Origin of the sequence: Streptomyces nidicola (assembly GCF_050106155.1) — a bacterium.
Classification (GTDB): domain Bacteria; phylum Actinomycetota; class Actinomycetes; order Streptomycetales; family Streptomycetaceae; genus Streptomyces.
This window is the reverse complement of the sequence record NZ_JBNBPI010000001.1, coordinates 8649082-8674026: the sequence shown is the minus strand read 5'-3', so window position 1 is coordinate 8674026 and position 24945 is coordinate 8649082. Positions and strand designations below refer to the sequence as shown.

29 protein-coding genes are annotated in these 24945 nt (G+C 71.5%); 13 read left to right on the top strand and 16 right to left on the bottom strand.

Translation table 11 applies throughout. From position 1 onward, the window contains the following. Position 1: 1 nt before the first annotated feature. Positions 2 to 91, bottom strand: coding sequence for a K(+)-transporting ATPase subunit F (gene kdpF, locus ACOKM3_RS39180; RefSeq protein WP_175264873.1), 90 nt, complete (start codon positions 89 to 91; stop codon positions 2 to 4). Positions 92 to 460: 369 nt separating this feature from the next. Between kdpF and ACOKM3_RS39175 the strand changes: the two genes are divergently transcribed. Continuing rightward, positions 461 to 646 carry a DUF5999 family protein gene (locus ACOKM3_RS39175; protein ID WP_266724424.1) on the top strand — a complete coding sequence of 62 codons (186 nt, stop codon included), beginning with the start codon at positions 461 to 463 and terminating at the stop codon, positions 644 to 646. Between the two features lie 31 nt (positions 647 to 677). Here ACOKM3_RS39175 and crcB (ACOKM3_RS39170) read toward each other — a convergent pair whose 3' ends face one another. Together crcB (ACOKM3_RS39170) and crcB (ACOKM3_RS39165) are read right to left on the bottom strand one after the other, a co-directional pair. Beyond that, the gene (gene crcB, locus ACOKM3_RS39170; protein ID WP_426906048.1) at positions 678 to 1052 is read right to left on the bottom strand and encodes a fluoride efflux transporter CrcB; all 375 of its coding nucleotides are present in this window, start codon (positions 1050 to 1052) and stop codon (positions 678 to 680) included. 28 nt (positions 1053 to 1080) lie between these two features. After that, positions 1081 to 1545: a fluoride efflux transporter CrcB gene (gene crcB / locus ACOKM3_RS39165; protein WP_426906047.1), complete on the bottom strand. Its 465-nt coding sequence runs from the start codon at positions 1543 to 1545 to the stop codon at positions 1081 to 1083. A 212-nt stretch (positions 1546 to 1757) separates the two neighbouring features. On the opposite strand from crcB (ACOKM3_RS39165), the gene ACOKM3_RS39160 reads away from it, so the two are divergent. The 3 genes from ACOKM3_RS39160 (at position 1758) to ACOKM3_RS39150 (ending at position 3776) form a co-directional block, all read left to right on the top strand. Beyond that, the gene (locus ACOKM3_RS39160; protein ID WP_426906046.1) at positions 1758 to 2729 is read left to right on the top strand and encodes a lysylphosphatidylglycerol synthase transmembrane domain-containing protein; all 972 of its coding nucleotides are present in this window, start codon (positions 1758 to 1760) and stop codon (positions 2727 to 2729) included. Positions 2730 to 2814: 85 nt separating this feature from the next. Further along, positions 2815 to 2949 carry a hypothetical protein gene (locus tag ACOKM3_RS39155; RefSeq protein WP_426906045.1) on the top strand — a complete coding sequence of 45 codons (135 nt, stop codon included), beginning with the start codon at positions 2815 to 2817 and terminating at the stop codon, positions 2947 to 2949. A gap of 443 nt (positions 2950 to 3392) precedes the next feature. Next, a complete protein-coding gene (locus tag ACOKM3_RS39150) occupies positions 3393 to 3776 on the top strand; it encodes a VOC family protein (protein ID WP_426906044.1) in 384 nt (127 codons plus the stop codon). Positions 3777 to 3830: 54 nt separating this feature from the next. On the opposite strand, the gene ACOKM3_RS39145 is transcribed toward ACOKM3_RS39150, so the two are convergent. Beyond that, entirely contained in the window at positions 3831 to 5204 is a 1374-nt protein-coding gene (locus ACOKM3_RS39145) for an NAD-dependent succinate-semialdehyde dehydrogenase (RefSeq protein WP_426906043.1), read from the bottom strand. A gap of 143 nt (positions 5205 to 5347) precedes the next feature. On the opposite strand from ACOKM3_RS39145, the gene boxC reads away from it, so the two are divergent. The 4 genes from boxC to ACOKM3_RS39125 are packed head-to-tail and all read left to right on the top strand — an operon-like array spanning position 5348 to position 10898. After that, positions 5348 to 7009, top strand: a complete 1662-nt coding sequence (gene boxC, locus ACOKM3_RS39140) for a 2,3-epoxybenzoyl-CoA dihydrolase (RefSeq protein ID WP_426906042.1) — start codon at positions 5348 to 5350, stop codon at positions 7007 to 7009. 2 nt (positions 7010 to 7011) lie between these two features. Beyond that, positions 7012 to 8430, top strand: coding sequence for a benzoyl-CoA 2,3-epoxidase subunit BoxB (gene boxB / locus ACOKM3_RS39135; protein ID WP_426906041.1), 1419 nt, complete (start codon positions 7012 to 7014; stop codon positions 8428 to 8430). A 36-nt stretch (positions 8431 to 8466) separates the two neighbouring features. After that, complete coding sequence (locus tag ACOKM3_RS39130; protein ID WP_426906040.1) at positions 8467 to 10041, top strand: benzoate-CoA ligase family protein; 1575 nt, start codon at positions 8467 to 8469, stop codon at positions 10039 to 10041. Further along, positions 10041 to 10898: an amidohydrolase family protein gene (locus tag ACOKM3_RS39125; RefSeq protein WP_426906039.1), complete on the top strand. Its 858-nt coding sequence runs from the start codon at positions 10041 to 10043 to the stop codon at positions 10896 to 10898. Before ACOKM3_RS39130 ends, ACOKM3_RS39125 begins: the two co-directional genes overlap by 1 nt. Here ACOKM3_RS39125 and ACOKM3_RS39120 read toward each other — a convergent pair. From ACOKM3_RS39120 to ACOKM3_RS39100, 5 genes are all read right to left on the bottom strand, one after another. After that, positions 10882 to 11709 carry a PaaX family transcriptional regulator gene (locus ACOKM3_RS39120; RefSeq protein ID WP_426906038.1) on the bottom strand — a complete coding sequence of 276 codons (828 nt, stop codon included), beginning with the start codon at positions 11707 to 11709 and terminating at the stop codon, positions 10882 to 10884. The genes ACOKM3_RS39125 and ACOKM3_RS39120 overlap by 17 nt on opposite strands. 95 nt (positions 11710 to 11804) lie before the next feature. Then, positions 11805 to 12614: an SAM-dependent methyltransferase gene (locus tag ACOKM3_RS39115; protein ID WP_426906037.1), complete on the bottom strand. Its 810-nt coding sequence runs from the start codon at positions 12612 to 12614 to the stop codon at positions 11805 to 11807. Between the two features lie 118 nt (positions 12615 to 12732). Beyond that, positions 12733 to 12996: a GlsB/YeaQ/YmgE family stress response membrane protein gene (locus ACOKM3_RS39110; RefSeq protein WP_426906036.1), complete on the bottom strand. Its 264-nt coding sequence runs from the start codon at positions 12994 to 12996 to the stop codon at positions 12733 to 12735. Between the two features lie 113 nt (positions 12997 to 13109). Then, complete coding sequence (locus ACOKM3_RS39105; RefSeq protein WP_426906035.1) at positions 13110 to 14132, bottom strand: hemolysin family protein; 1023 nt, start codon at positions 14130 to 14132, stop codon at positions 13110 to 13112. Continuing rightward, positions 14129 to 15475 carry a hemolysin family protein gene (locus ACOKM3_RS39100; RefSeq protein WP_426907006.1) on the bottom strand — a complete coding sequence of 449 codons (1347 nt, stop codon included), beginning with the start codon at positions 15473 to 15475 and terminating at the stop codon, positions 14129 to 14131. Before ACOKM3_RS39100 ends, ACOKM3_RS39105 begins: the two co-directional genes overlap by 4 nt. A gap of 277 nt (positions 15476 to 15752) precedes the next feature. Between ACOKM3_RS39100 and ACOKM3_RS39095 the strand changes: the two genes are divergently transcribed. Beyond that, the gene (locus ACOKM3_RS39095; RefSeq protein WP_426906034.1) at positions 15753 to 16193 is read left to right on the top strand and encodes a BlaI/MecI/CopY family transcriptional regulator; all 441 of its coding nucleotides are present in this window, start codon (positions 15753 to 15755) and stop codon (positions 16191 to 16193) included. A gap of 3 nt (positions 16194 to 16196) precedes the next feature. After that, a complete protein-coding gene (locus ACOKM3_RS39090) occupies positions 16197 to 17129 on the top strand; it encodes a M56 family metallopeptidase (protein ID WP_426906033.1) in 933 nt (310 codons plus the stop codon). Between the two features lie 32 nt (positions 17130 to 17161). Here ACOKM3_RS39090 and ACOKM3_RS39085 read toward each other — a convergent pair whose 3' ends face one another. Beyond that, the gene (locus ACOKM3_RS39085; RefSeq protein WP_426906032.1) at positions 17162 to 17617 is read right to left on the bottom strand and encodes a tellurite resistance TerB family protein; all 456 of its coding nucleotides are present in this window, start codon (positions 17615 to 17617) and stop codon (positions 17162 to 17164) included. 161 nt (positions 17618 to 17778) lie between these two features. On the opposite strand from ACOKM3_RS39085, the gene ACOKM3_RS39080 reads away from it, so the two are divergent. Both ACOKM3_RS39080 and ACOKM3_RS39075 read left to right on the top strand, forming a co-directional pair. Next, entirely contained in the window at positions 17779 to 18786 is a 1008-nt protein-coding gene (locus tag ACOKM3_RS39080) for a sporulation protein (protein ID WP_426906031.1), read from the top strand. Between the two features lie 2 nt (positions 18787 to 18788). Further along, on the top strand, positions 18789 to 19034 hold the full coding sequence (locus tag ACOKM3_RS39075) for a twin-arginine translocase TatA/TatE family subunit (protein WP_426906030.1): 246 nt from the start codon (positions 18789 to 18791) through the stop codon (positions 19032 to 19034). A 6-nt stretch (positions 19035 to 19040) separates the two neighbouring features. Here the strand turns inward: ACOKM3_RS39075 and ACOKM3_RS39070 are convergent, their stop codons facing one another. Then, positions 19041 to 19310 (bottom strand): hypothetical protein, encoded by a 270-nt coding sequence (locus tag ACOKM3_RS39070; RefSeq protein WP_426906029.1) that lies wholly within the window; start codon positions 19308 to 19310, stop codon positions 19041 to 19043. Next, positions 19307 to 20125, bottom strand: a complete 819-nt coding sequence (locus ACOKM3_RS39065; RefSeq protein ID WP_426906028.1) for a phytanoyl-CoA dioxygenase family protein — start codon at positions 20123 to 20125, stop codon at positions 19307 to 19309. Before ACOKM3_RS39065 ends, ACOKM3_RS39070 begins: the two co-directional genes overlap by 4 nt. 70 nt (positions 20126 to 20195) lie before the next feature. On the opposite strand from ACOKM3_RS39065, the gene ACOKM3_RS39060 reads away from it, so the two are divergent. Beyond that, the gene (locus tag ACOKM3_RS39060) at positions 20196 to 20981 is read left to right on the top strand and encodes an AraC family transcriptional regulator (protein ID WP_426906027.1); all 786 of its coding nucleotides are present in this window, start codon (positions 20196 to 20198) and stop codon (positions 20979 to 20981) included. A 6-nt stretch (positions 20982 to 20987) separates the two neighbouring features. Here ACOKM3_RS39060 and ACOKM3_RS39055 read toward each other — a convergent pair whose 3' ends face one another. The 4 genes from ACOKM3_RS39055 to ACOKM3_RS39040 all read right to left on the bottom strand — a co-directional run bounded on the left by ACOKM3_RS39055 (position 20988) and on the right by ACOKM3_RS39040 (position 24891). Continuing rightward, positions 20988 to 21758: a GNAT family N-acetyltransferase gene (locus ACOKM3_RS39055; RefSeq protein ID WP_426906026.1), complete on the bottom strand. Its 771-nt coding sequence runs from the start codon at positions 21756 to 21758 to the stop codon at positions 20988 to 20990. Positions 21759 to 21802: 44 nt separating this feature from the next. Then, complete coding sequence (locus tag ACOKM3_RS39050) at positions 21803 to 23275, bottom strand: arylsulfatase (protein ID WP_426906025.1); 1473 nt, start codon at positions 23273 to 23275, stop codon at positions 21803 to 21805. A 50-nt stretch (positions 23276 to 23325) separates the two neighbouring features. Further along, positions 23326 to 23871, bottom strand: coding sequence for a YciI family protein (locus tag ACOKM3_RS39045; protein WP_426906024.1), 546 nt, complete (start codon positions 23869 to 23871; stop codon positions 23326 to 23328). 78 nt (positions 23872 to 23949) lie between these two features. Further along, complete coding sequence (locus ACOKM3_RS39040) at positions 23950 to 24891, bottom strand: carbohydrate kinase family protein (RefSeq protein ID WP_426906023.1); 942 nt, start codon at positions 24889 to 24891, stop codon at positions 23950 to 23952. Positions 24892 to 24945: the final 54 nt, after the last annotated feature.

The window sequence follows — 24945 nt, the reverse complement described above, 5'->3', positions numbered from 1 at the left end:
CTCAGAACCTCTCCGGATAGACGAGGGCGAGGACGAGATAGCCCAAGAGGGCGACGGCCACGACGAGGCCGACGATGTTTTCGGCGGTCACAGCTTGGTCACCCCCTTGGCGACGAGTGCCACCAGCGCGAAGACCGCGATCGTGGTGGCGACGAAGGCCATGTCGGCCATCGTGAGCTCCCTGGGTGAAAGTCTTGATTCGGAACTGACACTGAGAGGAAACCCCCGGTCATGGCCGGTTTCCGCGCTCGTTGACGGCTCCCATACGCCGCCGTGCGCGCCCTTGACGCCTCTCTTACGGCCAGGGGTGGCGGGCGGCGGTCGTGGAACGGTGCCGGGAGTGTCCGGGAGCTGTCACATTCGGCGCCAGGACCTGGTTCGCGGGGCCCGACAGGCGCATCGTCGAGGTACGGGGGCAGCCCTCCAGGACCGCCCTACCGGCCGACCTCGGAGGTTCGCCATGTGTTTCCACCGCCCCACGTGCCCGCACCCCGAGCATGTCGTCGCCGCCCACCCCGAGCAGGGCTGGAGCCTGTGTTGCGACGGCACGATCGTCTTCGACGACACCGGCGAGCTGCGGCCCGACGGGGGCGTCGTGGCCCCGCACCGCTCGTACCCGGTGCAGCGGCTGGTCGTCGCGGCCTGAAGGGGTCGGGACAAGACGTACGGTGTTGGCCTCAGGCCCAGACGGCCGCCGCGAGCGCCGCGCCCGTGAAGGCGGCCCCGAGCCCCGCCGCGACGCTTGCGACGACGTTGACGGCTGCGTAGAAGCGCGCCCCGCGCTCGGCCAGGCGCAGGGTCTCGTACGAGAACGTGGAGTACGTCGTCAACGCCCCGCACAGGCCGGTGCCGAGCAGCAGTTGGACCTGGGACGAGGCGCCGCCGGCCGCGACGGCGCCGGTGACCAGGCCGAGGATCAGGGATCCCGCCACATTGACGGCGAACGTGCCCCAGGGGAACACCGTGTCGTGCCGGGACTGGACGGCGCGGTCGGTGAGGTAGCGCAGCGGGGCGCCGACCATCGCGCCCACGATCACCAACAGCCAGTTCACGCCTCGCCCCCGTCCGGGTTGCCGGTTGTCACCGCTGCCTCCGCTCGATGACGCGGCGGGTCAGCCCCGCGGCGGCCCACACCGAAGCGAGTGCCACGCACACCGTCAGGGCCAAGTAGCCGAGGGCGGTGCGCTGTTGGCCTTCGACGATCAGGTTCCGGATGTCCACGGCGTACGTGGAGAAGGTCGTGAAGCCGCCGAGGACGCCGGTGCCGAAGAACGGCCGGACGAGGCGGTGCGCCGCCCAGGCCTCGGTGATGACGACCATGAAGACGCCGATGACCGCGCAGCCGACCGCGTTGACGACGAGCGTCGTCCAAGGGAAGGTGCCGCTCGCCGTGGGCCACAGCAGGCTCGCCCCGTAGCGGGCGCTCGCGCCGACCGCGCCGCCGATCGAGACCACGGCGACGACGGGGCCCTGCCCCTGCCGGGCGGCTCTGCGCGGGGCGGGAACATGCAGGTCCGCGTCCGGATCGACGGGGTCGTTCAGCATCGGGCTGCGGGCCTCTCCTCCGTACCTCTCCTGCTCATCGGGCACACACGTTACGGGGGTGCGTCCTCGCACATGGGCACCGGCCCGCACGATTTCGCAGATTGACCGGCGCACGACACTACGATGTCGGCAAAACGGGCATCACCGTAATAGCCCCATTCCGCTCCCTCCCCTGCCTTGCGCCGTGCGCGCTCGGAAAGGACGGCTCAAGCGTGGCCACTCCCCCTCCCCCTGTCATGCGGCCTGCCCTGCGACGCCGACTCCCCGTACGGAAATGGTTTGCGCTCGTTCCGCTCGTCCTGGTCGCCGGGTGGGTGACCTGGAACTGGCCCCTGTTCACCGCGGGGCTCACGCAGCTGCGCGGCGCGGACCCCGGCTGGCTGCTGGCCGCGGCCGTGGTCACGGTCGCGTGCTGGCTGCCGGTGTGTCTGCTGCGGCAGGGCGCGGTGCTCGAACCGCTGCCCGTGGGGCGGCTGTTCGCCTCGCAGGTCGCCGCGGGTTCCGCCAATCACCTGCTGCCCGCGGGGCTCGGCGCACACGTGGTGAACCTACGGTTCATGCGCTCCTGCGGGATACCGGCGACCCGCGCCTGCGCCGCGCTGGCGCTGTACTCGCTGACGATGCCCGTCGGCCGGTACGCGCTGTTGATCACGCTGATGGCGGCCTCGCCCGACGCGCTGCCGCTGGGTGGGCTGATGTCGGCCGAGCGGGGTGGCCTGGCGGTGCTGCTGTTCGTCGCGGCGGTCGCCGTCGCGGCGGGGGTGCTGTGGTGGGTGCGGCCGCTGCGCGGGGCCGTCCGGGACTTCCTGGCCACCGCGCTCACCGATGTGCGGGCCCTGCACGCCCGGCCCGCCCGCGCGCTGGCCCTGTGGTGCGGGGCGGTCGGCTTTCCCGCCTTGCAGGCCACCGTCATGGTCGCGGTGGCGCGCTCCCTGCAGATGCCGGTGCCGTCGCTGGACATCGCCCTCGCGTATCTGGCGGGATCGGTGGTGGCCGGGGTGCTGCCGACGCCGGGCGGGATCGGGTCCGTCGAGGCGGCGCTCACCCTCACGCTCGTCGGCGCCGGGTCACCGGTCGTCGAGGCGACCGCCGCGGTCGTCGGCTTCCGGCTGCTCACGGTCTGGGGGCCGCTGCTGCCCGGCGCCCTGGTGCTGGCCGCGCTGGTGCGCCGCAAGGTGATCTGACGACCGCCGCCGCACGACGTCGCGCGGGACCCGCCTTGGTACATTCGCGACTCGGGCCCCGATATGCCGCACACGAGGAGGCGTGGTGCCGATAACGCCGCTCGCCCTGTTCCTGCCCCGGCTCGACGCGGTCCCACGCTGGCTGCAGATCACGGCGGCCGTGGTGATCCTCGGCCTCATGGCCACGCGGGTGTGGCTGTTCATCCGGCGCAGGAAATAGCGTTGCCGCGGGCGATCACCGCGCACTAATGTCAGGGGCGTGACGACCGGGTCGGCCTTGGGCCATGCACGAGTGAGGTTCCCGGCCCCGGCGTGAGCCCGGGGCGGGCTAGGGCCTGTCGTCAAACTCCCGTCGTCGCCCGGAGGGCGGCCCGGCGGCGTAGTGGGGCCTCCCCTGCTCGAGCGGAGCCGAGAGCTTGGGGAAGCGTGCGATCGCAAGGCGCCGGGAAGTCCTAGTAGCGGAGCTACTCGGGCTTTTCGGCAACGCCGCGAGCGTGCGTGCCAGGCGTCGCGGCGCAGACGGGAGTTTGACGACAGGCCCTAGGGGCCCGCCGTACTTCTTCGCGTCTTTCCCTGCCGGCGCCCCTTCGCGGCGCCGCGTTCCAGCGGATCCCGAGAAGCGGATCCCACGAAGCGGATTCCGAGACCGGAGACTCACCACTGATGCATGTCCAGCTGAACCACACCGCCGTCTACGCGAGCGACCGGCACCTGTCCGCCGAGTTCATCGCCGTGATCCTCGGTCTGAAGGTGGGCGCCCCGTTCGGGCCGTTCCTGCCCGTCGATCTCGGCAACGGCGTGACGCTCGACTACTACGAGAAGCGGGACGAGCCGATCCAGCCGCAGCACTACGCGTTCCTCGTGCCCGACGAGGAGTTCGACGCGATGATCGGCCGTCTGGAGGCGGTCGGGGTGACGTACTACGCCGACCCCGGACACACCGAGCCCGGCCGGGTCAACGACCTGTTCGGCGGGCACGGGGCCTACTTCGACGATCCGGACGGCCACAACATGGAGATCATGACCAGGCCGTACGCCCGCCCCTGACGTGCAAAAGGCGGGCAGGGCCCACCGCTCGGGTGTGCCCTGCCCGCTCCGTGCTCAGCCCTGGACGCGGATCAGCTTCTTGTTCGCGAACTCCGCCATGCCGTACTTGCCCAGCTCACGGCCGATGCCGGAGCGCTTGACGCCGCCGAAGGGCAGGTCCGCCTGGGTGCCCGCGAAGCCGTTGATCCACACCATGCCGGTGTCGAGCTGGTCGGCGACACGCTTGGCACGCTCGACGTCGCCGCTCCACACGGCGCCGCCGAGCCCGTACGGCGAGCTGTTGGCCAGCTCGACGGCGGCCTCGTCGTCCGCCACCGGGTAGACGACGGCGACGGGGCCGAACAGCTCCTCCTTGTAGGCGCGCATCTCGGGCGTGATGCCGGTCAGCACGGTCGGCTCGACGTACGCGCCCGGGCCCTCGCCGCGGCCGCCGCCGGTGTGCAGCGTGGCGCCCTTGTCGACGGCGTCCTTGATCTGCTCGAGGAGCTGGTCGGCGGCGGCGCGCGAGGACAGCGGGCCGAACTTGGTGCCGGGCTCCAGCGGGTCGCCGGCCTGCACCGCGCCGACGTTCGCGGTCAGTTCGCGCACGAAGTCCTCGTAGAGACCCTCCTGCACGAGGAAGCGCTTCGGCGAGTTGCAGGCCTGCCCCGCGTTGCCGAGCCGGCCCATCGCCGCCTTGCGGGCCGTCTTCGCCACGTCGTCGGTGTCCAGGAGGATGAAGGCGTCCGAACCGCCCAGCTCAAGGACGCACTTCTTCAGGTTGCGGCCCGCGATCTCCGCGACGGCCGAACCGGCCCGCTCGCTGCCGGTCAGCGAGACACCCTGGTTGCGCGGGTCGGCAATGATGTCGGCGACCTGGTCGTTGGTCGCGAACACGTTGATGTACGCGCCGCTCGGCAGGCCGGCGTCCGTGAAGATCTGCTCCATCGCGAGGGCCGCCTGCGGACAGCTGGGCGCGTGCTTGAGCAGGATCGTGTTGCCGAGCATCAGGTTCGGCGCGGCGAACCGGGCCACCTGGTAGTACGGGAAGTTCCACGGCATGATCCCGAGCAGCGAGCCGAGCGGGGCGGTGCGCACGGTGGCGGTGCCGCCGCCGCTGACCGAGAGCTCCTCGTCGGCGAGGAAGCCGGGGCCCTGCGTGGCGTAGTACTCGTAGATGCTGGTGACGATGTCGATCTCACCCTTGGCCTGGGCGAGCGGCTTGCCCATCTCCAGGCTGATGATGCGGGCGAGCTCGTCCTTGCGCTCCTGGTAGATCTCGCCGACGCGGCGCAGCACCGCGGAGCGGGTCTCCACGTCCGAGTTGCGCCAACTCTGGTATGCCGCATGGGAGTCGGCCAGCGCCGCCTCGATCTGCTTCGCGGTCGCCTCGGGGAATTCCTCGAGGGTCTCGCCGGTCGCCGGGTTCACCGTTTTGTAGGCCGTCATGCTCGCGACCATACCTTTTGCCTCCCGCCGCCCGTCCAGACCCTGCCCACACCCAGGAAACGTGCTACGGGTTATTGACGCTGCTACAGCAGAGCGTGGAGTGTTGTGTCATCCGAGGACTCATCGAGAACTGGGGGACCGTCATGCGCGTCGAGTTCCGGACCGCCCCGACGCACTACCGCCACTGGTCGCTGAAGGTCGACGAGGCCGTCGCCACGCTCGCGATGGACGTGGCGGAGCAGGGCGGCCTCGTTCCGGGCTACGAACTCAAGCTCAACTCCTACGACCTGGGCGTCGACATCGAGCTCTACGACGCCGTGCAGCGGCTGCGCTTCGAGCACCCCGAGGTGCGTGCGGTCGTGGTGACGAGCGGCAAGGAGAAGGTGTTCTGCGCCGGGGCGAACATCCGGATGCTGGCCGGTTCGAGTCACGCGTGGAAGGTGAACTTCTGCAAGTTCACGAACGAGACGCGGGGCGCCGTCGAGGACGCCTCCGCGCACTCCGGCCAGACCTATCTCGCGGCCCTCAACGGCACGGCCTCGGGCGGCGGTTACGAGCTGGCGCTCGCCTGCGAGCGGATCCTGCTCGTCGACGACCGGTCATCGACGGTGTCGCTGCCCGAGCTGCCGCTGCTCGGCGTACTGCCGGGCACCGGCGGCCTGACGCGGCTCGTCGACAAGCGGCACGTCCGCCGCGACCGCGCCGACTATTTCGCCACGAAGCCGGAGGGCGTGGGCGGCAAGCGGGCCGCGCAGTGGCGCCTGGTCGACGAGGCCGTGCCGCGCAAGGAGTGGGAACACACCGTCGCCGCCCGCGCGGCCGAGGCCGCCGCCCACTCCGACCGCCCGGCGGGCGAACCCCAGGGCATCCGGCTCACCCCACTGGAGAAGACCCGGACCGAGGACCGAATCGCGTACCGGTACGTGCACGCGGCCCTCGATCACGCGCGCCGCACCGTGGAGATCACCCTCGAAGGGCCCCCCGAGCACGCGCCAGCCGACCTCGCCGCCCTGCACCGGCAGGGCGACGCGAGCTGGCCGCTCGCCCTGGCCCGCGAGCTCGACGACCTCATCCTCGATCTCCGCACCAACGAACCGGAGTTGGGCACCTGGGTCGTACGGAGCCGGGGCGACGCCTCCCGCGTCCTCGACCACGACGCCCTGCTGCTCGCGCACCGCGACGACTGGCTCGCCCGCGAGATCACGCTCTACCTCAAGCGCACGCTGAAGCGCCTCGACCTGAGCAGCCGCAGTCTCATCGCCCTTATAGAGCCCGGGAGTTGCTTCGCCGGGACGCTCCTGGAGACCGTCCTCGCGGCCGACCGGTCCTTCCAACTGGCCGGTGTCTTCGAGGAGATCGACCCGGCCGCCGAACCTGCCGCGCTCGTCGTCGGCCCGATGAACCTCGGCCCGCTCCCCATGAGCAACGGGCTGAGCCGCCTCGAGACCAGGTTCTACGGGGACGCTCCCGCGTTGGCCGCGGCCCAGGAGGCAGCGGGCCGACCACTGGAGGCCGAGGAGGCCGAGCGGCTCGGCCTGGTCACCTTCGCCCCCGACGACATCGACTGGGACGAGGAGGTGCGGATCTCGCTGGAGGAGCGGGCCGGGTTCAGCCCGGACGCCCTCACCGGACTTGAGGCGAACCTGCGCTTCGCGGGCCCCGAGACCCTCGAGACCAAGATCTTCGGGCGCCTCACCGCCTGGCAGAACTGGATCTTCAACCGTCCCAATGCCTCGGGTCCCGAAGGGGCCCTGCGCAGGTACGGGACCGGACAGCGCGCCGAATTCGACCGGAAGCGGGTGTGACGATGGCGCTCACCGCCGACTACACCGACAAGATCCCCAACAACGTGGATCTGCACGAGGACCGCCGCTTGCAGCGGGCCCTGGAGTCCTGGCAGCCCAACTTCCTCACCTGGTGGGACTCCATGGGCCCCACCCTCCCCACCGACGACGTGTATCTGCGCACGGCGGTCGACGTCGGACGGGACGGCTGGGCGCAGTTCGGGCACGTAGCGATGCGCGACTACCGGTGGGGCGTATTCCTCGCCGAGCCGAAACCCGACCGTCGTATCGCCTTCGGCGCGCACCGCGGCGAGCCCGCCTGGCAGCAGGTACCCGGCGAGTACCGGGCCGACCTCCAGCGCCTCATCGTCATCCAGGGCGACACCGAACCGGCCAGCGTCGAGCAGCAGCGCAACCTCGGTGCGACCGCGCCCAGCCTCTACGACCTGCGCAATCTCTTCCAGGTGAACGTGGAGGAGGGCCGGCACCTGTGGGCGATGGTGTATCTGCTGCACGCCTACTTCGGGCGGGAGGGGCGCGAGGAGGCCGAGGAGCTGCTGCACCGCAACTCCGGCAGCGACGACTCGCCGCGCATCCTGGGCGCGTTCAACGAGGAGACGCCCGACTGGCTGTCCTTCTTCATGTTCACGTACTTCACCGACCGCGACGGCAAGTACCAGCTGGGCACGCTCAAGGAGTCGGCCTTCGACCCGCTGTCGCGCACGTGCGAGTTCATGCTGAAGGAAGAGGCGCACCACATGTTCGTCGGCACCACCGGCATCGACCGGGTGGTGCTGCGCACGGCCGAGCTGATGCGCGAGCACGACACCGAGGACCTGACCGGCTGCGGCGGCATCCCGCTCGACGTGATCCAGAAGTACATCAACTTCCACTACTCGGTCTCGCTCGACCTGTTCGGCTCGGAGACGTCGACGAACGTCGCCAACTACTACACCTCCGGCCTCAAGGGGCGCTGGGGCGAGGAGCGCCGCAAGGACGACCACGCCCTGGCCGACGACTCGTTCCTGGTCGACGCGCTGGTCGAGGGCGCGGTCGGGCAGCGGGAGGTCGCGGCGCTGGTGGGCCTCAACACCGATCTGCGCCGCGAGTACATCCGCGACTGCCACAGCGGCCTGAACCGCTGGAACCGCCTCCTCGAAGAGGCCGGGATCGACCGGCGGCTGTACCTGCCGCACATCGCGTTCAACCGGCAGGTCGGCGCCTTCGCCGCGGTCGAGGCGGCGCCGGACGGGGCGCTCCTCACCGCCGATGCATGGGAGGACGCCAAGGGTGCCTGGCTGCCGACCGAGGTGGACAAGACGTACATCCGCTCGCTGATGCGGCCCGTGCACCAGCCCGGCCGGATCGCCTCCTGGATCGCCCCACCGCGCCAGGGCATCAACGGCAAGCCGTTCGACTACGAGTACGTGCACCTGACCTGAGGACGCCGTCCGAAGCCGACGACCGGGGAGTCGACGATGAGCGAACCCTTCAACGCGTGCCGCTATCTGCTCGACCGCCGGATCGACCACGGGGACGGCGTCCGCCTCGCGCTGACCGGCCCGGCGGGCGAGTTCACCTACGCCGAGCTGCACGACCGGGTGTGCCGCACGGCGAACGGCCTGCGCGCGATCGGCCTGCGCCCGGAGCAGCGCGTGATGCTGTTCATGGCCGACTCCCCCGACTTCGTCACCGTCTTCCTCGCCGCGCTGCGGGTCGGTGCGATTCCGGTGCCGGTGTCGACCATGCTGCACGCGGGCGACCTCGCCGAGCTGCTGCGGGACGCACGGGCCGCGTTCCTGGCCGTCGACTCCCCGTACGCGGCGGTGGCCGACAAGGCGGTGCCGGACGCCCCGGAGCTGCGAGGGATGCTCGCCGGGGACGGTGTCACGTGCACGAGCGGCCTCCCGGTGCACCGTCTGCGGGAGTTGGCCGCGTCGGACCCGCACACCGACGTGTACGCCACCACGGCCGACTCCCCCGGCTTCTGGCTCTACACCTCCGGCACCACCGGCTCGCCCAAGGCCGCGATGCACCGGCACGGCGCCGTCGCCGAGGTCTGCGAGACGTATGCGGCCCGGGTCCTCGGCATCAGGACCGGCGACCGGTGTCTGTCGGCGGCCAAGGCGTTCTTCGCGTACGGCCTCGGCAACTCCCTGCTGTTCCCGCTCGCGGTGGGGGCGACGACCGTGCTCGAACCGGAGCCCTCGCGCCCGGAGTTGCTGGCCGCGCGGGCCCGGGAGTTCGGCGCGACACTGTTCTTCGCGGGTCCGACGTTCTTCGCCAATATGCTCCGCGCCGGCCTCCCCGCCGACGCGCTCGCGGGCGTCAGACTCGCGGCCTCCGCGGGCGAGCCGCTGCCCGCCGCACTCCAGTACCGCTGGAGCGAGCGCTTCGGCGTCGACATCATCGACGGCATCGGCATGACCGAGACGCTGCACATCTTCCTGTCGAACGCGCCGGGAGCGATCCACCCGGGCACGACGGGCCGCCCGGTGCCCGGCTACGAGCTGCGCGTCCTCGACGAGGAGGACCGCGAGACACCGACCGGCACACCGGGCACCCTGCACGTGCGCGGCCGCTCCGTCGCCACCGGCTACTGGTCCCGCTACGACGACTCCCGCCAGGTGTTCCGCGGCGAGTGGCTGCGCACCGGGGACACCTACGTGCGCGACGAGGACGGGTACTTCACGTGTCTCGGCCGCACCGGGGACATGCTCAAGGCCGGCGGCATCTGGGTGTCCCCCGCCGAGGTAGAGGCACGCCTGCTGGAACACCCCGCCGTCGCCCAGGCCGCGGTGGTCGCGGCGACGGACACGGACGGCCTGGAGAAGCCGGTCGCGTACGTCGTCACGTCATCGGGGCAGGACACCACCGCCGTCGAACTCATCGCGTACTGCCGCACCGGACTGCCCTCGTTCAAGCGGCCCCGGCACGTACTGTTCACCGATGCGCTGCCGACGACCGCCACCGGCAAGATCCGCCGCGTGGAGCTACGGGCCCGCGCGGCCGACGACGTGACCGCTTCCCGAGAACAGCACGAGGAGACCTGATGCTGGACGGCCACCCGCTGATCGACGTCCACCTCCACCCGGCGCGCCTGTCCACGCTGAAACCCACGTACGAGGAGTGGACGCAGGGCATCGCCGATCACGATCTCCTCGCCCGGATCTACGACGGCGACACGGTGGACCCCGAGGCGTTCAACCGCCATCTCGTCTCGGAGGGCGTCGACATCGCGCTGCTGCTGTCGGAGTACAGCCCGCGGGCGACCGGCATCCAGCCGGTGGAGGACCTGCTGCCGCTCACGGCCTACGACCCGTCGAGGGCCAAGGCGATCGCCAACATCAACCCGCACCTGCACTACCCCATCGAGGAGGAGCTCCAGCGCCAGCTCGACCTCGGCGCGGTCGCCTGCAAGCTGCACCCCGTGCACGCGGGCGTCGCCGCCAACGACCGGCGCCTCTACCCCGCGTACGAACTCTGCCAGTCGGCAGGTATTCCGCTCGTCGTGCACTGCGGCACGAGCACGTTCCCCGGCGCGCTCAACAAGTACGCCGACCCGCTGTTCCTGGACGACGTGCTGCGTGACTTCCGGCGGCTCGACGTGGCGCTCGCGCACGGTGGGCGCGGCTGGTGGTACGACGCGGCGGCCTTCATGGCGCTGTCCAACGAGCACGTGTGGATCGAGCTCTCCGGCCTCCCGCCGTCCCGCCTGCGCACGTACTACAGCAAGCACGACTGGGCCCGTCTCACCCGCCGCATGATCTTCGGCACCGACTGGCCGGGGGTGCCGGGCATCGCGAAGAACGCCCGCGCGGTGGCGGCCCTGTGCCCGGACGAGACGACCGCGGGCCTGGTCCTCGCGGGGAACGCGGCGCAGGTCTACCGGCTCAAACTGGAGGCGTGACCGCGGCGGTCAGCCGGTCCCACTCCGCCTGCGCGTCCGCGTGCCACCGCTCGTGCAGCTCGGTGAAGAGGTTCGCGGAGCGGACGCCGATCCAGTGCGGGGGCAGCAACTCCAGGGGCAGCTGCGGGTCCAGGGCCGGGAAGCGGCGCCACGCGTCGACGAGCCGGACCTGCGCGAGGAGGCTGTCCGTACCCGGCTCGGCCCGCATTCCGGCGAAGGCGCGGACGAACTCCTCGTACTCCGCGGCCAGATCGCCGAGCCGCCACGCCTGCTCGACCATGTCCCGCTCGGACCCGATCCCCGCGAAGGGCCCGCAGAACGAGGACACTTCCGGACCGAGCCCCAGCTCCTCCACCACCTGCTTGGCCTCCCCCTCGCGTGCGGTGTGCGGCCCCACCCAGAGCCCCGGCGCGGGGCTGCCGAGGCCCACCCACGTCAGCCGGGTGCGCAGCCGGTGGCGCAGTTCACGCCTGCTCTCCGGGACGCTGACCAGCAGCACCAGCCAGCGGCCGTCCCAGCGCGCCCGCGCCCGCCCGAAGGAGTAGATGCGCTCCGCGCCCTCGCTCAGCAGCGTCCTGCCGTGCTCGGTCAGCGCCCAGCGCACCCGCCGCCCGGACCTCTCGGCGGTGACGATGCCGCTCGCCGCCAGCCGGTTCAGGGCCTGGCGGGCCGCCTTCTCCTCGACGCCGAGGCCGTCCATCACGTGCAACAGCGTCGAGGTCCAGACGGGGGTCTCCCGTGGCAGTACGTACTCACCGAGCACGGTGAGCAGGAGGGAGCGCGCGCTCCCCGATCCGGTCGGCCTGGTCAATCCGGGCTCCTCCACTGGGCGTTGCCCCAGGGTAGCCGAATCCTGCTACAGGCTACTGGCGTGGCACCACACTTTCGTAGAGTGTCGAGGAACCCTCAACGTTTGATGCCGACGCCCGCGAAATGGGTGACCTCGACCTCCCCGTCCGCGGGTTCCGGGCGCCACCGGGAGCAGGAGACGATGCCCGGAGGGAGCAGTTCCACGCCGCTGAAGATGCGGGCCAGGTCCTCGCGGGTGCGCAGTGTCATGGGAGCCGAGCCCTGACTGTTCCAGTACTCGACCGCCGCCGTCATGGCCTCGCCGTCGACCTCGGTGGTGGGGTGCGAGACGACGAGGTGGCTGCCGGGTGCGGCGGCGTCGAGGAGGCGGCGCACGATGTCGACCGCCTCGTCGGTGTCCATGACGAAGTTGAGGACGCCGAGCATGGTGATCGCGACGGGCTGCTCGAGGTCCAGGGTGGCCGCGGCGCCCCGCAGGATCGCCTCCGGGTCCCGCGCGTCCGCCTCGATGTAGTCGGTGGCTCCCTCGGGCGTGCTGGTGAGCAGGGCCTGGGCGTGCTTGAGGACGACCGGGTCCTTGTCGACGTAGACGATCCGGCAGTTGGGGTCGACGCCCTGCGCGACCTCGTGGGTGTTGTTCGCGACGGGCAGGCCGGTGCCGATGTCAAGGAACTGCCGGATCCCGGCCTCGCCCGCCAGGTGGCGCACGGCGCGGGCCAGGAAGCGCCGGTCGGCGACGGCCGAGCGGGGCAGCTCCGGCACGAAGCCGAGGATCTGCCCGCCGACCTCGGCGTCGACCTCGTAGTGGTCCTTGCCGCCCAGCCAGTAGTTCCAGATCCGGGCGGAGTGGGAGACGTCCGTCCGCAGCGGGTCGGCGGCGGTGTCACGGGGCGCGGAGTCGGGCATGCCGGCAGGCTCCTTCGAACAGTGCGAATCGGGGCGAGGACCAACCTAAGCGCGTCCGATCAACTTCGTTGCCGTTTACCGAGGTTGCCGCCGGGCCCCGCGCCGGCCACCCGCTGATTCAGCGCCGCCCCTTGAGCCTCTCCACGCCCGCGACGCCGACCGCGGCGAGGCCGATCTGCATGGCGAGCTCGATCCAGTCGATGCCGTCGGTCTCGGCGACGTCGAAGGCGCCGGCGAGACCGGTTCCGATGAGCGCCGCGACGATGCCGACCAGCAGCGTCCACAGGATGCCGATGCGTTGACGGCCCGGAATGGCCAGCCGTCCCAGCACACCGATCACGATACCGATGACGATCGCGGTGAAGATGCCGGAGATCTCCATGCCTGTCTTCCTCCCCTTGATCCGACACTTCGACGTTTCGACACAGCTGTCGAATGTCGATTTACGTGTTCCCCGGCATGAGGGACGCAGTCCCGCCGACGACGGTTGAGTGCTCAGGCCGCCGCCCGCGGGTGGGTGAGGCGGGCCAGCAGGTCGTCGAGGGCGACGAGGCCGGTCAGCCGGCCGGTGTCGTCACGGACTACGGCGAGCGAGGCACGGCGGTGGCGGAGTTGCTCGATGGCCTGCCCGACCGTGTCGGACGCCAGCAACTCCGGTACGGGGCGCGCCAGTTCGCCCGCGGTGGTGGCACGCCCCCGACTGCGGGCGATCAGCGCGTCGCGGGCGTGCACGGAGCCGACGACGCGGTCCCCGGCGCGGACGAGGAGGCGGCTGCGGTCGCGCACCGCCGCCGTGGCGAGGATCGCGTCGAGATCCGCGTCCGCGGGGACGGAGGTGATCCGCGCGGCGGGGGTCTGGAGTTCGCCGACGGGGGTGAGCGGTTCGACCAGGGAGCTGGTGATCAGCTCCGAGTCGTCCTTGCTGATCAGGCCGAGCCGCTCGGACTCCACGACGAGGTGCGTGAGCTGCTCCCGGTTGTGGACCTCGGCGAGTTCGTCGCGCGGGGTGACTCGGCACATCCGCACCAGCGCGTTGCTGACCATGTTGAGGACGCTGATCAGCGGGCGGACCACCTTGACCACGGCGCGGAACGGCGGGGCCAGCAGCATCGCCGAGCGCTCGGGGTGGGCGATCGCCCAGGACTTGGGTGCCATCTCACCGACGACCATGTGCAGGAACACCACGACGATCATCGCGAAGGCGAAGGAGACGCCGTAGCTGAGGCCGCTGGGCAGCCCCCAGCCGTGCAGCAGCGGGTCCAGCTCGTGCGAGATGGCGGGCTTGGAGATCGAGCCGAGACCCAACGTGCAGATGGTGATGCCCAGTTGGGCGCCCGCGAGCATCAGCGACAGTTCCCGCATACCGGCGAGCGCCGCCTTGGCGCCGCGGGCGCCGGACGCAACCGCCTGCTCCATGCGATGCCGTTTGGCGGCGACCAGCGCGAACTCGGCGGCCACGAAGAATCCGCTGCCGATCAGCAGCAGGACCGTGATGAAGAGGGCCATGGGGAAGCTCATGGGCGCGGCTCCTCCTCGGTGTCGGCGGCGGTGGACCCGCGGGCCAGGTGGACGAGTTCGGGTACGTGGCGGTCGAGGGTGCGGACGTCGATGACGGCGTGCTCGCCGCCGGCCAGGTCGATCGTGATCCGGTCGCCGATGGCGGGGAAGCGGCCGAGGCGGTCCACGATCAGGCCCGCCACGGTGTCGTAGTCCTCCTCCTCGGGCAGCTCCACGCCCGTGGCCTCGGCGATCTCGTCGATACGGCGGCCCGCGTCGATCACCCAGCCCGTGCCGTCCGGGTCCTGGACCGCCAGCTGCGTCTCGCGGTCGGTCTCGTCGGCGATGTCACCGACCAGTTCCTCAGCGATGTCCTCGTACGTGACGACGCCCGCCACGCCGCCGTGCTCGTCGAGCACGACCGCGAACTCGTCGTCCGCCTCCCGCATCCGGTCGACCGCCGCGGGGAGCTGGAGCGTGTCCGGCAGCAGGAGGGGGCGGCGGGCCAGGGTCCCGGCCGGGGTGCTCGCGTACGCGGACTGCGGCAGCCGCATCAGTTCGCGCACGCCGAGGACGCCGGTGACGTCGTCGGGGTGGTCGCCCATGACCGGGTAGTTCGAGTGGCCGTGCTTGGCGATCAACTCGATCGCGTCGTCGGCCGTGGCCTCCTTGCGGACGAAGACCGCGTCGGCGCGCGGCACCATGACCTGGTCCAGGGTCCGCTCGTTGAACTCCAGGGCGTGGTCGAGGAGGGTGGCGGTCTCGCGGGGCAGCTCGCCCTGCTGATGGGACTCGCCGATGAGATGGCTGAGCTCCTCCAGGGTGGCGCCGTGGTGCAGTTCCTCGACGGGTTCGATGCCGACCTTGCGCAGCAGTTTGTTCGCTGCGCTGTCGAAGAGGTGCACGACGGGGCCGACGACCTTCAGGTAGCCGAGCGTGGACCCGGCGAGGGACTTGGCCAGGCGTTCGGGGACGGCGAGCGCGAGGTTCTTCGGGGCCAGCTCGCCCAGCACCATCTGGACGACCGTGGCGAGGACGAAGGCCAGGACCACCGAGATCCCGGTCACCGCGGCGTCCGGGATGCCGATGCCGTCCAGGGCCGGGCGCAGCAGGGCCGAGACGGACGGCTCGGCGAGGAAGCCGACGACCAGGCCGGTGACGGTGATGCCGAGCTGGGCGCCGGACAGCATGAAGGACAGCCGCTCGAGGACCTTGAGGGCCTTGGCCGCTCTCTTGTCCCCCGCCTCGGCGTCACGGGCGAGCGCGAGACGGTCCGCCGCGACGTAGGCGAATTCCTGGGCCACGAAGTAGCCGGTCCCTGCGGTCAGGACGAGGACCGCGAGGAGGCCGAGCACGGCACTCAGCACCTGCCACCACCTCGCCGCGTGCCGTGCTCATCGATCATGGGGCGGGGTGGTCGGGGACTGTGCCCCGCTGGGTCCGTCGGTCTGGCGGACAACCGGCTACTCCTTCGAACTTTACTTGCTCTTTGCCTTGCTATGACAACGCCCGAGCCGGAGCCGTCGTTCCCGACCACTCTCCGTCGGGTCCGTACGCGCCGCCACCGCACCTCCCGCCGGGCTCTCGCGGGCGAACAGGGATGATGGACCGGCCCGCACACCCAGCCACCAGGAGGAGCCGGTGACGACGTCCCGCCGCAGGACCCCACGACGCGCCCAGGGCGAGCTGGAGGCGCAGGTCCTGGCCGCGCTGCGCACGGCCGAGGCGCCGGTGAGCGCCGGGTGGGTGCGCGACCGGATGGGCGGCGACCTCGCGTACACCACCGTGGTCACGATCCTGGCGCGGTTGCAGGCCAAGGACGCGGTCACCCGGCGGCGCGAGGGGCGCTCGTTCGTGTGGACGCCCGTGGCCGACGAGGCCGGGCTCGCCGCGTTCAAGATGCGCAAGGTCCTGGACGCCGAGGCGGACCGGGAGGCGGTCCTTGCCAGCTTCGTCACCTCGCTGCCCGAGGGCGACGAGCAACTGCTGCGGGATCTGCTGCGGCGCGCGGAAGCGGAAGCAGTGCCTGATGCCGACTCGGGCGCGGACCCGGCGGCCGGCGACGAGGAAGGCACGGGCTGAGCCGTGGGCATCTTCGTCTTCCTGCCGCTGGTGCTGCCGCTGACGGCCTGGCCGGTCGCCCGGCTCGCCGCGCACCGGCTGCATCCGCGCACCGCGACCCGGCTCCTGACCTGCGTGGCCGCCGTGATGGCGGTGTGCAGCACGGTGTGTCTCGCCCTGTTGATGGTCGTCGGCACCGCGCAGCTGCCGGGCAATCCGCTGCCGGACGGCTGGTCGGATCCCGAGGTGCGGGCCGCGGTGCCGCAGGACGAGATCGCGGGCAAGGCGGCCATTCCGGCGCTGCTCGCCGTCGTCGCCGCCTGCGCCCGCACGCTCTGGCGCCACTTCACGCTGCGCCGCCGCGCCCATGCCGCACTCGTCGGCCTGCCGGCCACCCAGGTCGCGGTGCTGCCCGACCCACAGGCGTACGCCTACGCGCTGCCTGGTGGCGACCGCGGCCGGATCGTCGTCAGCACCTCGCTGCTCGACCGGCTCGCGCCCGCGGAGCGGCGGGCCCTGTTCGCCCATGAGCGGGCCCATCTGACGGCCCGGCACCACCGTCAGCTCCTGACCGTGCGCCTGGCCGCCCGCGCCAACCCCTTTCTGCGCCCGCTGAGTTCGGCCGTCGCGTACACGGCCGAGCGGTGGGCCGACGAGGAGGCCGCCGCGCTGGTGGGTGACCGCAAGGTGGTCGCCCGCGCGATCGGCAAGGCGGCCCTGTCCGCGGGCGGGCCGCGCGAGCCGCTCTTCGCGGCGTTCGCCGCTCCCGGTCCGCTGCCCCGTCGCGTCGCCGCTCTGCTCGCGCCGCCGCCCACCGCGCAGGGCCGGGCCACTGCGTTCACGTCCGTGGGGCTCGCCACGTGGACGGCGGGATTCGGCGCGGCGGCGTCCGCCATGTCGTCCGCCAACTCCGCGCTCACCCTGGCGGCCACGCTCCACGCGGCCACACCGCTCTGACATCTCTGACACCGAAGGAATGGCGCCGCCGACTACAGGTCGAACTCGGTCGGCGCCAGGCCGAGCATCTGGCACGCCTCGCGCACGACGCCCCGCTCGGCCTGGTCGAAGTCGCCGTCCGCGCCGCCGATGACGATGCCGATCTGGATCACGGCGCGCGCCTCGGCCTCCTTCTTCTTCGCCTTGGCGACCTCCTGCAACACGCTGACCTTGCCGAAGTCGAAGTCGGCCGTCAGCTTGTCGAGGTTCGCCTCGAAGCGCTTCTGGAGGTCCGTGGCGTCGAAGTTCTGCAGCACCTCGTTGCTCATGATGAGCTGCGCGACGCGGCGGCGCTCCGAGGCGTCGATGGTGCCGTCGGCCGCGGCCACCAGCGCGCACATCGCCATGGAGGCGTCGCGGAAGGCCCCGGACTTCAGGTCGTTCTTCTTCGCCACCAGCTGCGTCTGCATCGTCGACGCGGATTCCTTGATGCGGTCCCACAGGGCCACGGGTACTCCTCGGATTGAGATCTCGTACGTGCGCTGTTCGCGCGCCCATACTTCTACAGCACTGTAGAAACTGGCGAAGCCCCGGGAAAGTTCCGCCCCACCCCTATACTTCTACACGTCTGTAGAACATCTCCTACGCTCACAAGGGAGTTCACGCCTCGATGGTGTTCAAACGACTGCTCGGCTCGCTCGGCGTGGGCGGGCCCACCGTCGACACGGTCCTCCCCGACTGGACCACCGCCCCCGGCGGCACCGTCTCTGGACGGGTCCACCTCAAGGGCGGCAGCGGCGACTTCGAGATCGAGCACATCACCTTGGAGCTCGTCGCACACGTCGAGGCGGAGCAGGACGACGGCGAGAGCCACGGCACCGTGGCCTTCGACCGGTTCGTGGTCGGCGGCGGCTTCCGGCTCGTCGCGGGCGCCGAGCACAGCGTGCCGTTCACGGTGACGCTGCCGTGGGAGACACCGATCACCGAGCTGTACGGGCAGCCGCTCGGCATCGCCCTCGGCGTACGCACCGAGCTCTCGGTGGCCGGCGCCAGGGACAAGGGCGACCTCGACCAGCTCGCGGTCGGACCGCTCCCCGTGCAGGAGGCGATCCTCGAAGCGTTCGGGCAGCTCGGCTTCGGCTTCACGTCCGCGGACCTGGAGTACGGGCACATCGGCGGCACCGGGCAGCGGCTCCCCTTCTACCAGGAGATCGAGCTGGCGCCCTCCCCGCAGTACGCGCACGCCGTCAAGGAGATCGAGCTGACCTTCCTCACGACGCCGGACGGCACGGAGGTGGTCCTGGAGGCCGACAAGCGCGGCGGCACCTTCTCCGGCGGCCACGACGCGCTCGCCCGCTTCACCGTGGCGCACGCCGACGCGGGACGCCAGGACTGGAACGCGGTCGTCGACGGCTGGGTACGGGAGTTGGTCGACCACCACGTCGACCACCACGGCGACCACCACTCGGCCCACGACCCCCACGCCTCGTACGACCCCTCGTACGGGCATGATGGTGGGCACCGCTCCGGGCCGGGTGTGGGCACGGCCGTGGCGGTCGGCGCCGCCGGGCTCGCGGTCGGTGTGGTCGGCGGCATGGTCGCCGCCGAAGTCGTCGACGAGGTCGGGGACTTCTTCGAGGACGAGGACGAGAGCGACGACGAGGGCGGCGAGGACTGACCATGTTCGGACTGAGTGAGATTGCCATCGTCCTGATCGTGATCGCCGTGGTGATCGGCGTGAAGAAGCTGCCCGAACTGACCCGCAGCGCGGGCAAGTCGGCGCGCATCCTCAAGGCCGAGGCGCGGGTTCTGAAGGAGCAGGACGACCCGGCGGGCGACCGGCCCCGGAATCCGACACAAGTCATCCGCGGCGAGACGGTGACTCCTCCCCCGCGCGAACCGGGGCAGGAGTCACCCAACTCGTAGCCGGGCTCAGGGAGTCGGCTGCAGCTTCTCGAAGAAGAACTCGTGCTTCAGGTACGACGTGTCGTACTCGTGGCCCGGATACGGCGGGAGCAGCTGCGCGGCCTGGAAGAGGCGCCAGCCGTCGAGGAGGGCTTCGAGGCCCGTCTCGTACGGCGGGTCGTCGCTGTCGCCCGTGGTGTGGTCGGTGGTCCCGGTGCCGTCGTAGCGGGCCCAGCCGACCACCTTCGCGTCGAGCGCCGAGGTGGCGAGGTAGAGGACGAGTACCTGCTGTCTCATGCGTGGCTCCCGAGGGTGGGACGGTTGGAGACCCGGGTCACCCAGTGGTCGAGGTCGAAAGTGTCGTCGCCGGTCAGCGCGCGCCACAGCCGGATCCGGTTGTGGATCTCCAGGCGGCCGGTGGCGGGCTCGTACCAGGGGAAGACATGGCGGAGTTCGTCGCCGACCGCCGGGTCGTCGAGGTCGGAGGTGTCCCAGAGGCGCACCTGCGGCACGGTCGGATTGAACCGGATCTTGAACATGTAGCGGCGGATGTCACTGTCGTTGCGGCGCCCGCCGTGCCAGATGCCGTGGTGCATCAGCAGGACGGTGCCGGCCGGGCAGGTGAGCCGGTTCTGGCCGCGCAGGTTCTGGTAGCGGCCGGTGTCGGTCTCGTTGGTGTGCCGCAGATGGCTGCCCGGCACGCTCAGGGTGCCGCCCATGTCGAGCGTCACGTCCTGCGGGTAGTACATGAGTTGGACGTCGAAAGCGTCCGGCCGCACGTCGATGATGGCGTCCCCGTGCAGCGGCTGCGCGGTGCCCTCGCGGGCCTCGCGCACATGCACGGCGTGGTGGTCGACGGTCGGATCCGGCCCGACCAGGCTCTGCAACGCCCCTGCCACCGCGGGCAGTTCGAGGAGCCGGCGGGCGAAGGAGCCGTCCGGGTAGGCCTTCGGGACGGGGGTGCCGTACGGCGCGGACGGGATCCCGGCCTCGAACACGTCGACGGCCTGGTCGTTCAGCTCCGGTGGGACGACCGCGTCGAGGCGGAGCGAACCGTGGGCGACGAAACGCGCCATCTGTACGGAGCTCAGCAGCTGCTCACTGGTTGGCATGAGGCAAACGTAGGCAGCGGATGGCCGTTCGTCGTGGGCCCTATCGGGCCTCTGCTGGTAATTTTCCGGCATGGCCGAGAGCGTCGCGCTGCAGTTGGACCAGCCGCCCGAGGTGGTCAGCGCGGGCGTCGGCGTCCACGGCGGGCAGGCGCTGCGCGAGTCCTTCCGGCTGCCCGACCTGTGGCAGCTGCATCTCTACAGCTACGCGGGCGAGTTGACGGTCGACGGACTGCGCCATCCGATCCGGCCCGGACACATCAGCCTGATCCGGCCGGACACCGAGGCCCATTTCCGCTACGCGTCACGGCGCAGCGAGCATCTGTACGCGCACTTCCGGCTGCCGGGCCGCGACCCGCGGGGGCTGCGCCGGGTCCCGGTCATGCGGGACGCCGGCGCGCAGGCGGCACTGCTCGGCACGCTGCTCGGGAGCGCCGTGGCGGCCATGCCGATGTCACGGGCCCGGGCCGCCGCCGAGGTGTGGACGGTGTTGTGGCACACCACCCAACTGGGCCCGCCCGAACGGACCGGCCGCCCCCATCCGGCGCTCGCGGCGGCGACGGAGTACATCGAGCGGTCCCTCGCGACGCCGCTGACTGTGCCGGGGATCGCCGCGGCGGCGGGTGTCTCCCCCGGCCATCTGACACGCCTCTTCCGCGCCGACACGGGAGACACCGTGGTGGCCTGGATCCGCAGGCGCCGGATGGAGCGCGCCCGGCACCTGCTCCAGTCCTCGACACTCGCGATCCCCGCGGTCGCCGCCACGGTGGGCATCCCGGACCTCCAGGCGTTCAACAAGGCGTGCCGCAGGGAGCTGGGCGCGTCGCCGCGGGAGGTGCGGGGGCGGCGGGCGGGGTGAGGGGCGTCAGCGGCCTCGCAGGTGCGCCGCCGCGAACCGGTGCTTGGTCATGCCGAGGCGTTCATACGTGGCGATGGCCGGCGTGTTGCCGGTGAGCACCATGAGCGCGGCGCGGCCGTGGCGGCGGACGAGGTCGTCCAGGACGTAGCCGGACACGGCCCGGCCCAGACCACGGCCGCGGGCGGAGGGGTGGGTGATGACACCGCCCATGAACCCGCATCCGGCCGCGGACCAGGCGTCCGCCGCGACGGCCAGTGGCTCCGCCCCGACGCCGCCGTCCTCCTCGCCGACGACGCCGACCACACCGGCCCAGCGGCGCACGCCCGCGCGCCCCGGCTGCGCGTAGGAGTCAGGGAAGAAGCGGTCGAAGAGGGATGCCGCCTCCTTCTCCTCGCGCGAGTCCAGCCACCGGACGCCTGCGGTGGCGGCGCCGCAACAAGTCGTGGTCTCCATCCAGAAGAACTCGTGGACGGGCGCCAGTTCGGGCAGCCGCCGCACCAGCCCATCGATCAGGGCCGCCTCTCCCAGGAGCCGGTAGGTCGGGCCGACCTCCTCCAGGATCGGCCGTACGAGGACGGCGGCATCGGCGCTGTCGCCCTGGACCATGAGCCGGTCCTGCTGCCGGTTCGGGCTGGCCACCGCCCATGCCTCGCCGTGCCGCCAGGCCCGCACCCCCGGCCCCGGGCTCCCGTCACCCCGCCCCTGGGCTGCCCAGATCAACTCCCCGTGACCGGCCGCGGCCTGCTCGATCTCACTGAGTCTCGCGAGTTCCTCCATGCGACGTGTCTACCAGCCGTTCCTGGAACTCCTCGGCCCGTCGGCTATCCAACTCCCTCAAGGAGTTCACGGGTGGGGCGCAGGATCGCCACCACGGGCCGACCCGTGACGAGTCGGCCGTCCTCGACGAAGCCCTCCTCCCGCCCGGTCAGCGCCTGGATCAGGTGTCCGCGCCAGGTGTGCAGCAGGTCCTCCGCCGCCGGGTCGCCCACCAGGTTGTGCTGTTCGTGCGGATCGGCGGCGAGGTCGAAGAGCTGCTCGTGCCCGTCGCCCGACATCCACAGGTACTTGGTGCGCCCGTCGGTCACCCACTGCAGGGACTGGCCGAGGAGAACGTGCTCGCCGTGCAGCAACGGCCGCCAGGCGTCCGGCTGTTCTCCGCGCAGCAGCGGTACGAGGCTGCGTCCGTCGCACGTGTCGGGGACCGGAAGGCCGGCCAGGTCGAGGAGGGTCGGCATGATGTCGCGCAGCTCGACCACCTCGTCGGCGACGTTCCCCGCCGCGTACCCCTCGGGCAGTCCGCCGAAGAGCAGGGGGACGCGGGCCGAGCCCTCGTAGCCGAATCCCTTGCGGAACAGGTGGTGTTCGCCGAGCATCTCGCCGTGGTCCGAGGTGAAGGCGATGACCGTGTTGTCGCGCAGACCGAAGTCCTCCAGGGCGATCCGGATTCGGCTGATCTGGAGGTCGATGTGGGCCATGTGCCCGTAGTAGCCGGCCCGCGCGCGGTGCATGGTCCGGGCGTCCATGCGGCCGGCGAACGCTTCGTGGTCGCCGTCCTTGCGGTGCCCGGCGTAGTCGTCCGTCCAGTCGCCCACCACCGGTTCGTACGGCGGGAGTTGGAGGTATTCGTCGAAGGCCCACTGCGGCGGATCGTACGGCGGGTGCGGCCGGTGGAAGGACAGGTAGAGGAAGAACGGGCGTGAGGGGTCGCGCCGGTACAGCCACTCAGTGGTCTGCGTGGCGACCCAGTTCGTCGGGTGCAGGTGTTCCGGCCTGTCCCACGGGCGCCCGACGACGGAGTTGCAGCCCGCCCCGTGGTCGCTGTACTCGGCGTCGGGGCCGACGCCGGGCTGGCGGCGCAGCCACGGCACGTAGTCGTCGAAGAAGGCGAAGTTGCGGCGTTCCTCGCGGCGGGCGTAGTGCAGGAAGCCGTCGTGCAGGACGACGTCGTCGAACCCGGCGCGGGCCCGCTCGGGCCACACGTGCATCTTGCCGATGGCCTGCGTCTGGTATCCGCCGCGTCGCAACTCGCCCGCCAGGGTGGTGGGGTGGGCGGTCTCGAACGGCACCCCTTCGACGTAACCGACGCGGCCATGCCGCTCCTGGGACTGGCCGGTGAACAGGGCGGCGCGGGCCGGGATGCAGGTGGGGGTGGCGGAGTACGCGGACGTGAAGTGCGTTCCGGAGGCGGCGAGTTGGTCGAGGTGTGGGGTGCGTACGTGGGGGTGGCCCGCGGTGGAGAGGCAGTCGCCGCGCCACTGGTCGACGCAGATGAGGACGATGTTCGGTGCGGACACGGGCGTCGCCTTTCTCGGTCTTCTCAGGGGGTCGGCACGGCGAACAGCGGTCACGTCCGCCCGCCGAACTCCCAGTTGTGCACCTCGATGTCGGCGTACCGGTCCGGGGTCAGGACGGCGCGGGCCGCGTCCGGGTCCGGGGCGCGGAGCAGCGCCGCCGTACCCAGCCAGGCGGCGCCGTCGTCGGACAACAGCGGACCGTAGGCGACCAGTTCGTCCCGGTCGACGGACGGGTCCGGGTCGGCCGGGCCCGCGCCGAGTCCGAGCACGAGGTACCGGTTGCCCTCGGTCGGGCCGCCGGGGAAGTCCCACATGGTGCGCCCCAGCTCGTTGCGCCAGCGCCGCAGCAGCACGTCCCGGTAGGCGCCCGCCTGGTAGCCGGGCTCGTCGAAGGCGAAGGCGCGGGCCGCGGCGGCGTCGGGCAGGTCGACGATGTGCACGCTCCCCGTGAGCGTCTCGCCGTCGTCGGCGAACGTCGGGCCGCGTGCGATCATCTCCTTCGCGTAGCGGTCCATGTAGGACCAGTGCTTCTCCGCGAGTTCGTAGCGCAGTGCCAGGGAGCCCTTGCGGTCGCGGTGGTAGCAGAGGAATTCCATGGCATCAGGATCTCGCCCCGGGTGGTGCCGGGGCGAGGGGTTTCCCTGATGTCACCGGGGCCGCGGGTACTGCCGCTCCTACGCGTCCAACTCCGCCGCGGTCGGCGGCAGCGCCCCGGCCCGGCCGACCGTCAGCGCCGCCGAGTGGGCGGCGCGGTCCACGATGCGTGCCAGGGGCCCGGCGGGCAGGGAGGCCAGGGCAGCACGCCGGTCCGCGCCGAGCAGGTCTTCGCGGGCGAGCGAGTCGAGCAGCCCGGACATGAAGGCGTCCCCCGCCCCCACCGTGTCGACCACGTCGACCGCCAGTGCCGGACGCTCCACGACCGCCGCGTGCCCCACGGCGTAGGCGCCCCGCGCGCCGCGCGTCACCACGACGAGCGCGGGCCCGCGGCCGAGCCAGTCCTCCGCGACCTCCTCCACCTTCCGATCCCCGTACAGCCACGCGAGGTCCTCGTCGCTGACCTTGACGACGTCCGAGAGGGCCACGAGCCGCTCCACCCGCGCGAGGGCGGCGGAGCGCGAACCCATCAGCGCGGGACGGCAGTTGGGGTCGTACGTGACGGTTGCCGTGCCCCGCTCCCGTACGCCGGAGAGCAGTTCCTCCACCGCGGTGGCGCCCGGTTCCAGGGCGGCGGCGATCGAGCCGGTATGGACCGCGACGGCATCGTCGGGGAGCGGGGCGGCGGTGGGCAGGGACCACTCGATGCGGAAGTCGTACGTGGCCGCGCCCTGCGCGTCGAGGGCCACCAGGGCCATCGAGGTGGGGAAGGAATCGTCCGGGCGCAGGCCGAGTTCCACGCCCGCCGCCGCGAGATGGTCGCGCAGGATGTGTCCGAACGGGTCCTCGCCGAGCCGCGTCAGCAGGGTGACCGGGCGTGCCAACTGCCCGAGTCCGTATGCCACGTTCATGGGTGAACCGCCGGGGTGGGCGGTGTACGTGCGCCCGTCGCTCCCGCCCACGAGGTCGATGAGGGATTCGCCGACGACGGCGATGCGGGCGGGGTCGTGGGTCTGCGCCATGTCCGTGCTCCTGCTCCTGTGTGCGGTCCTGCTCCGGCGTGCGTGCGGTCGGCG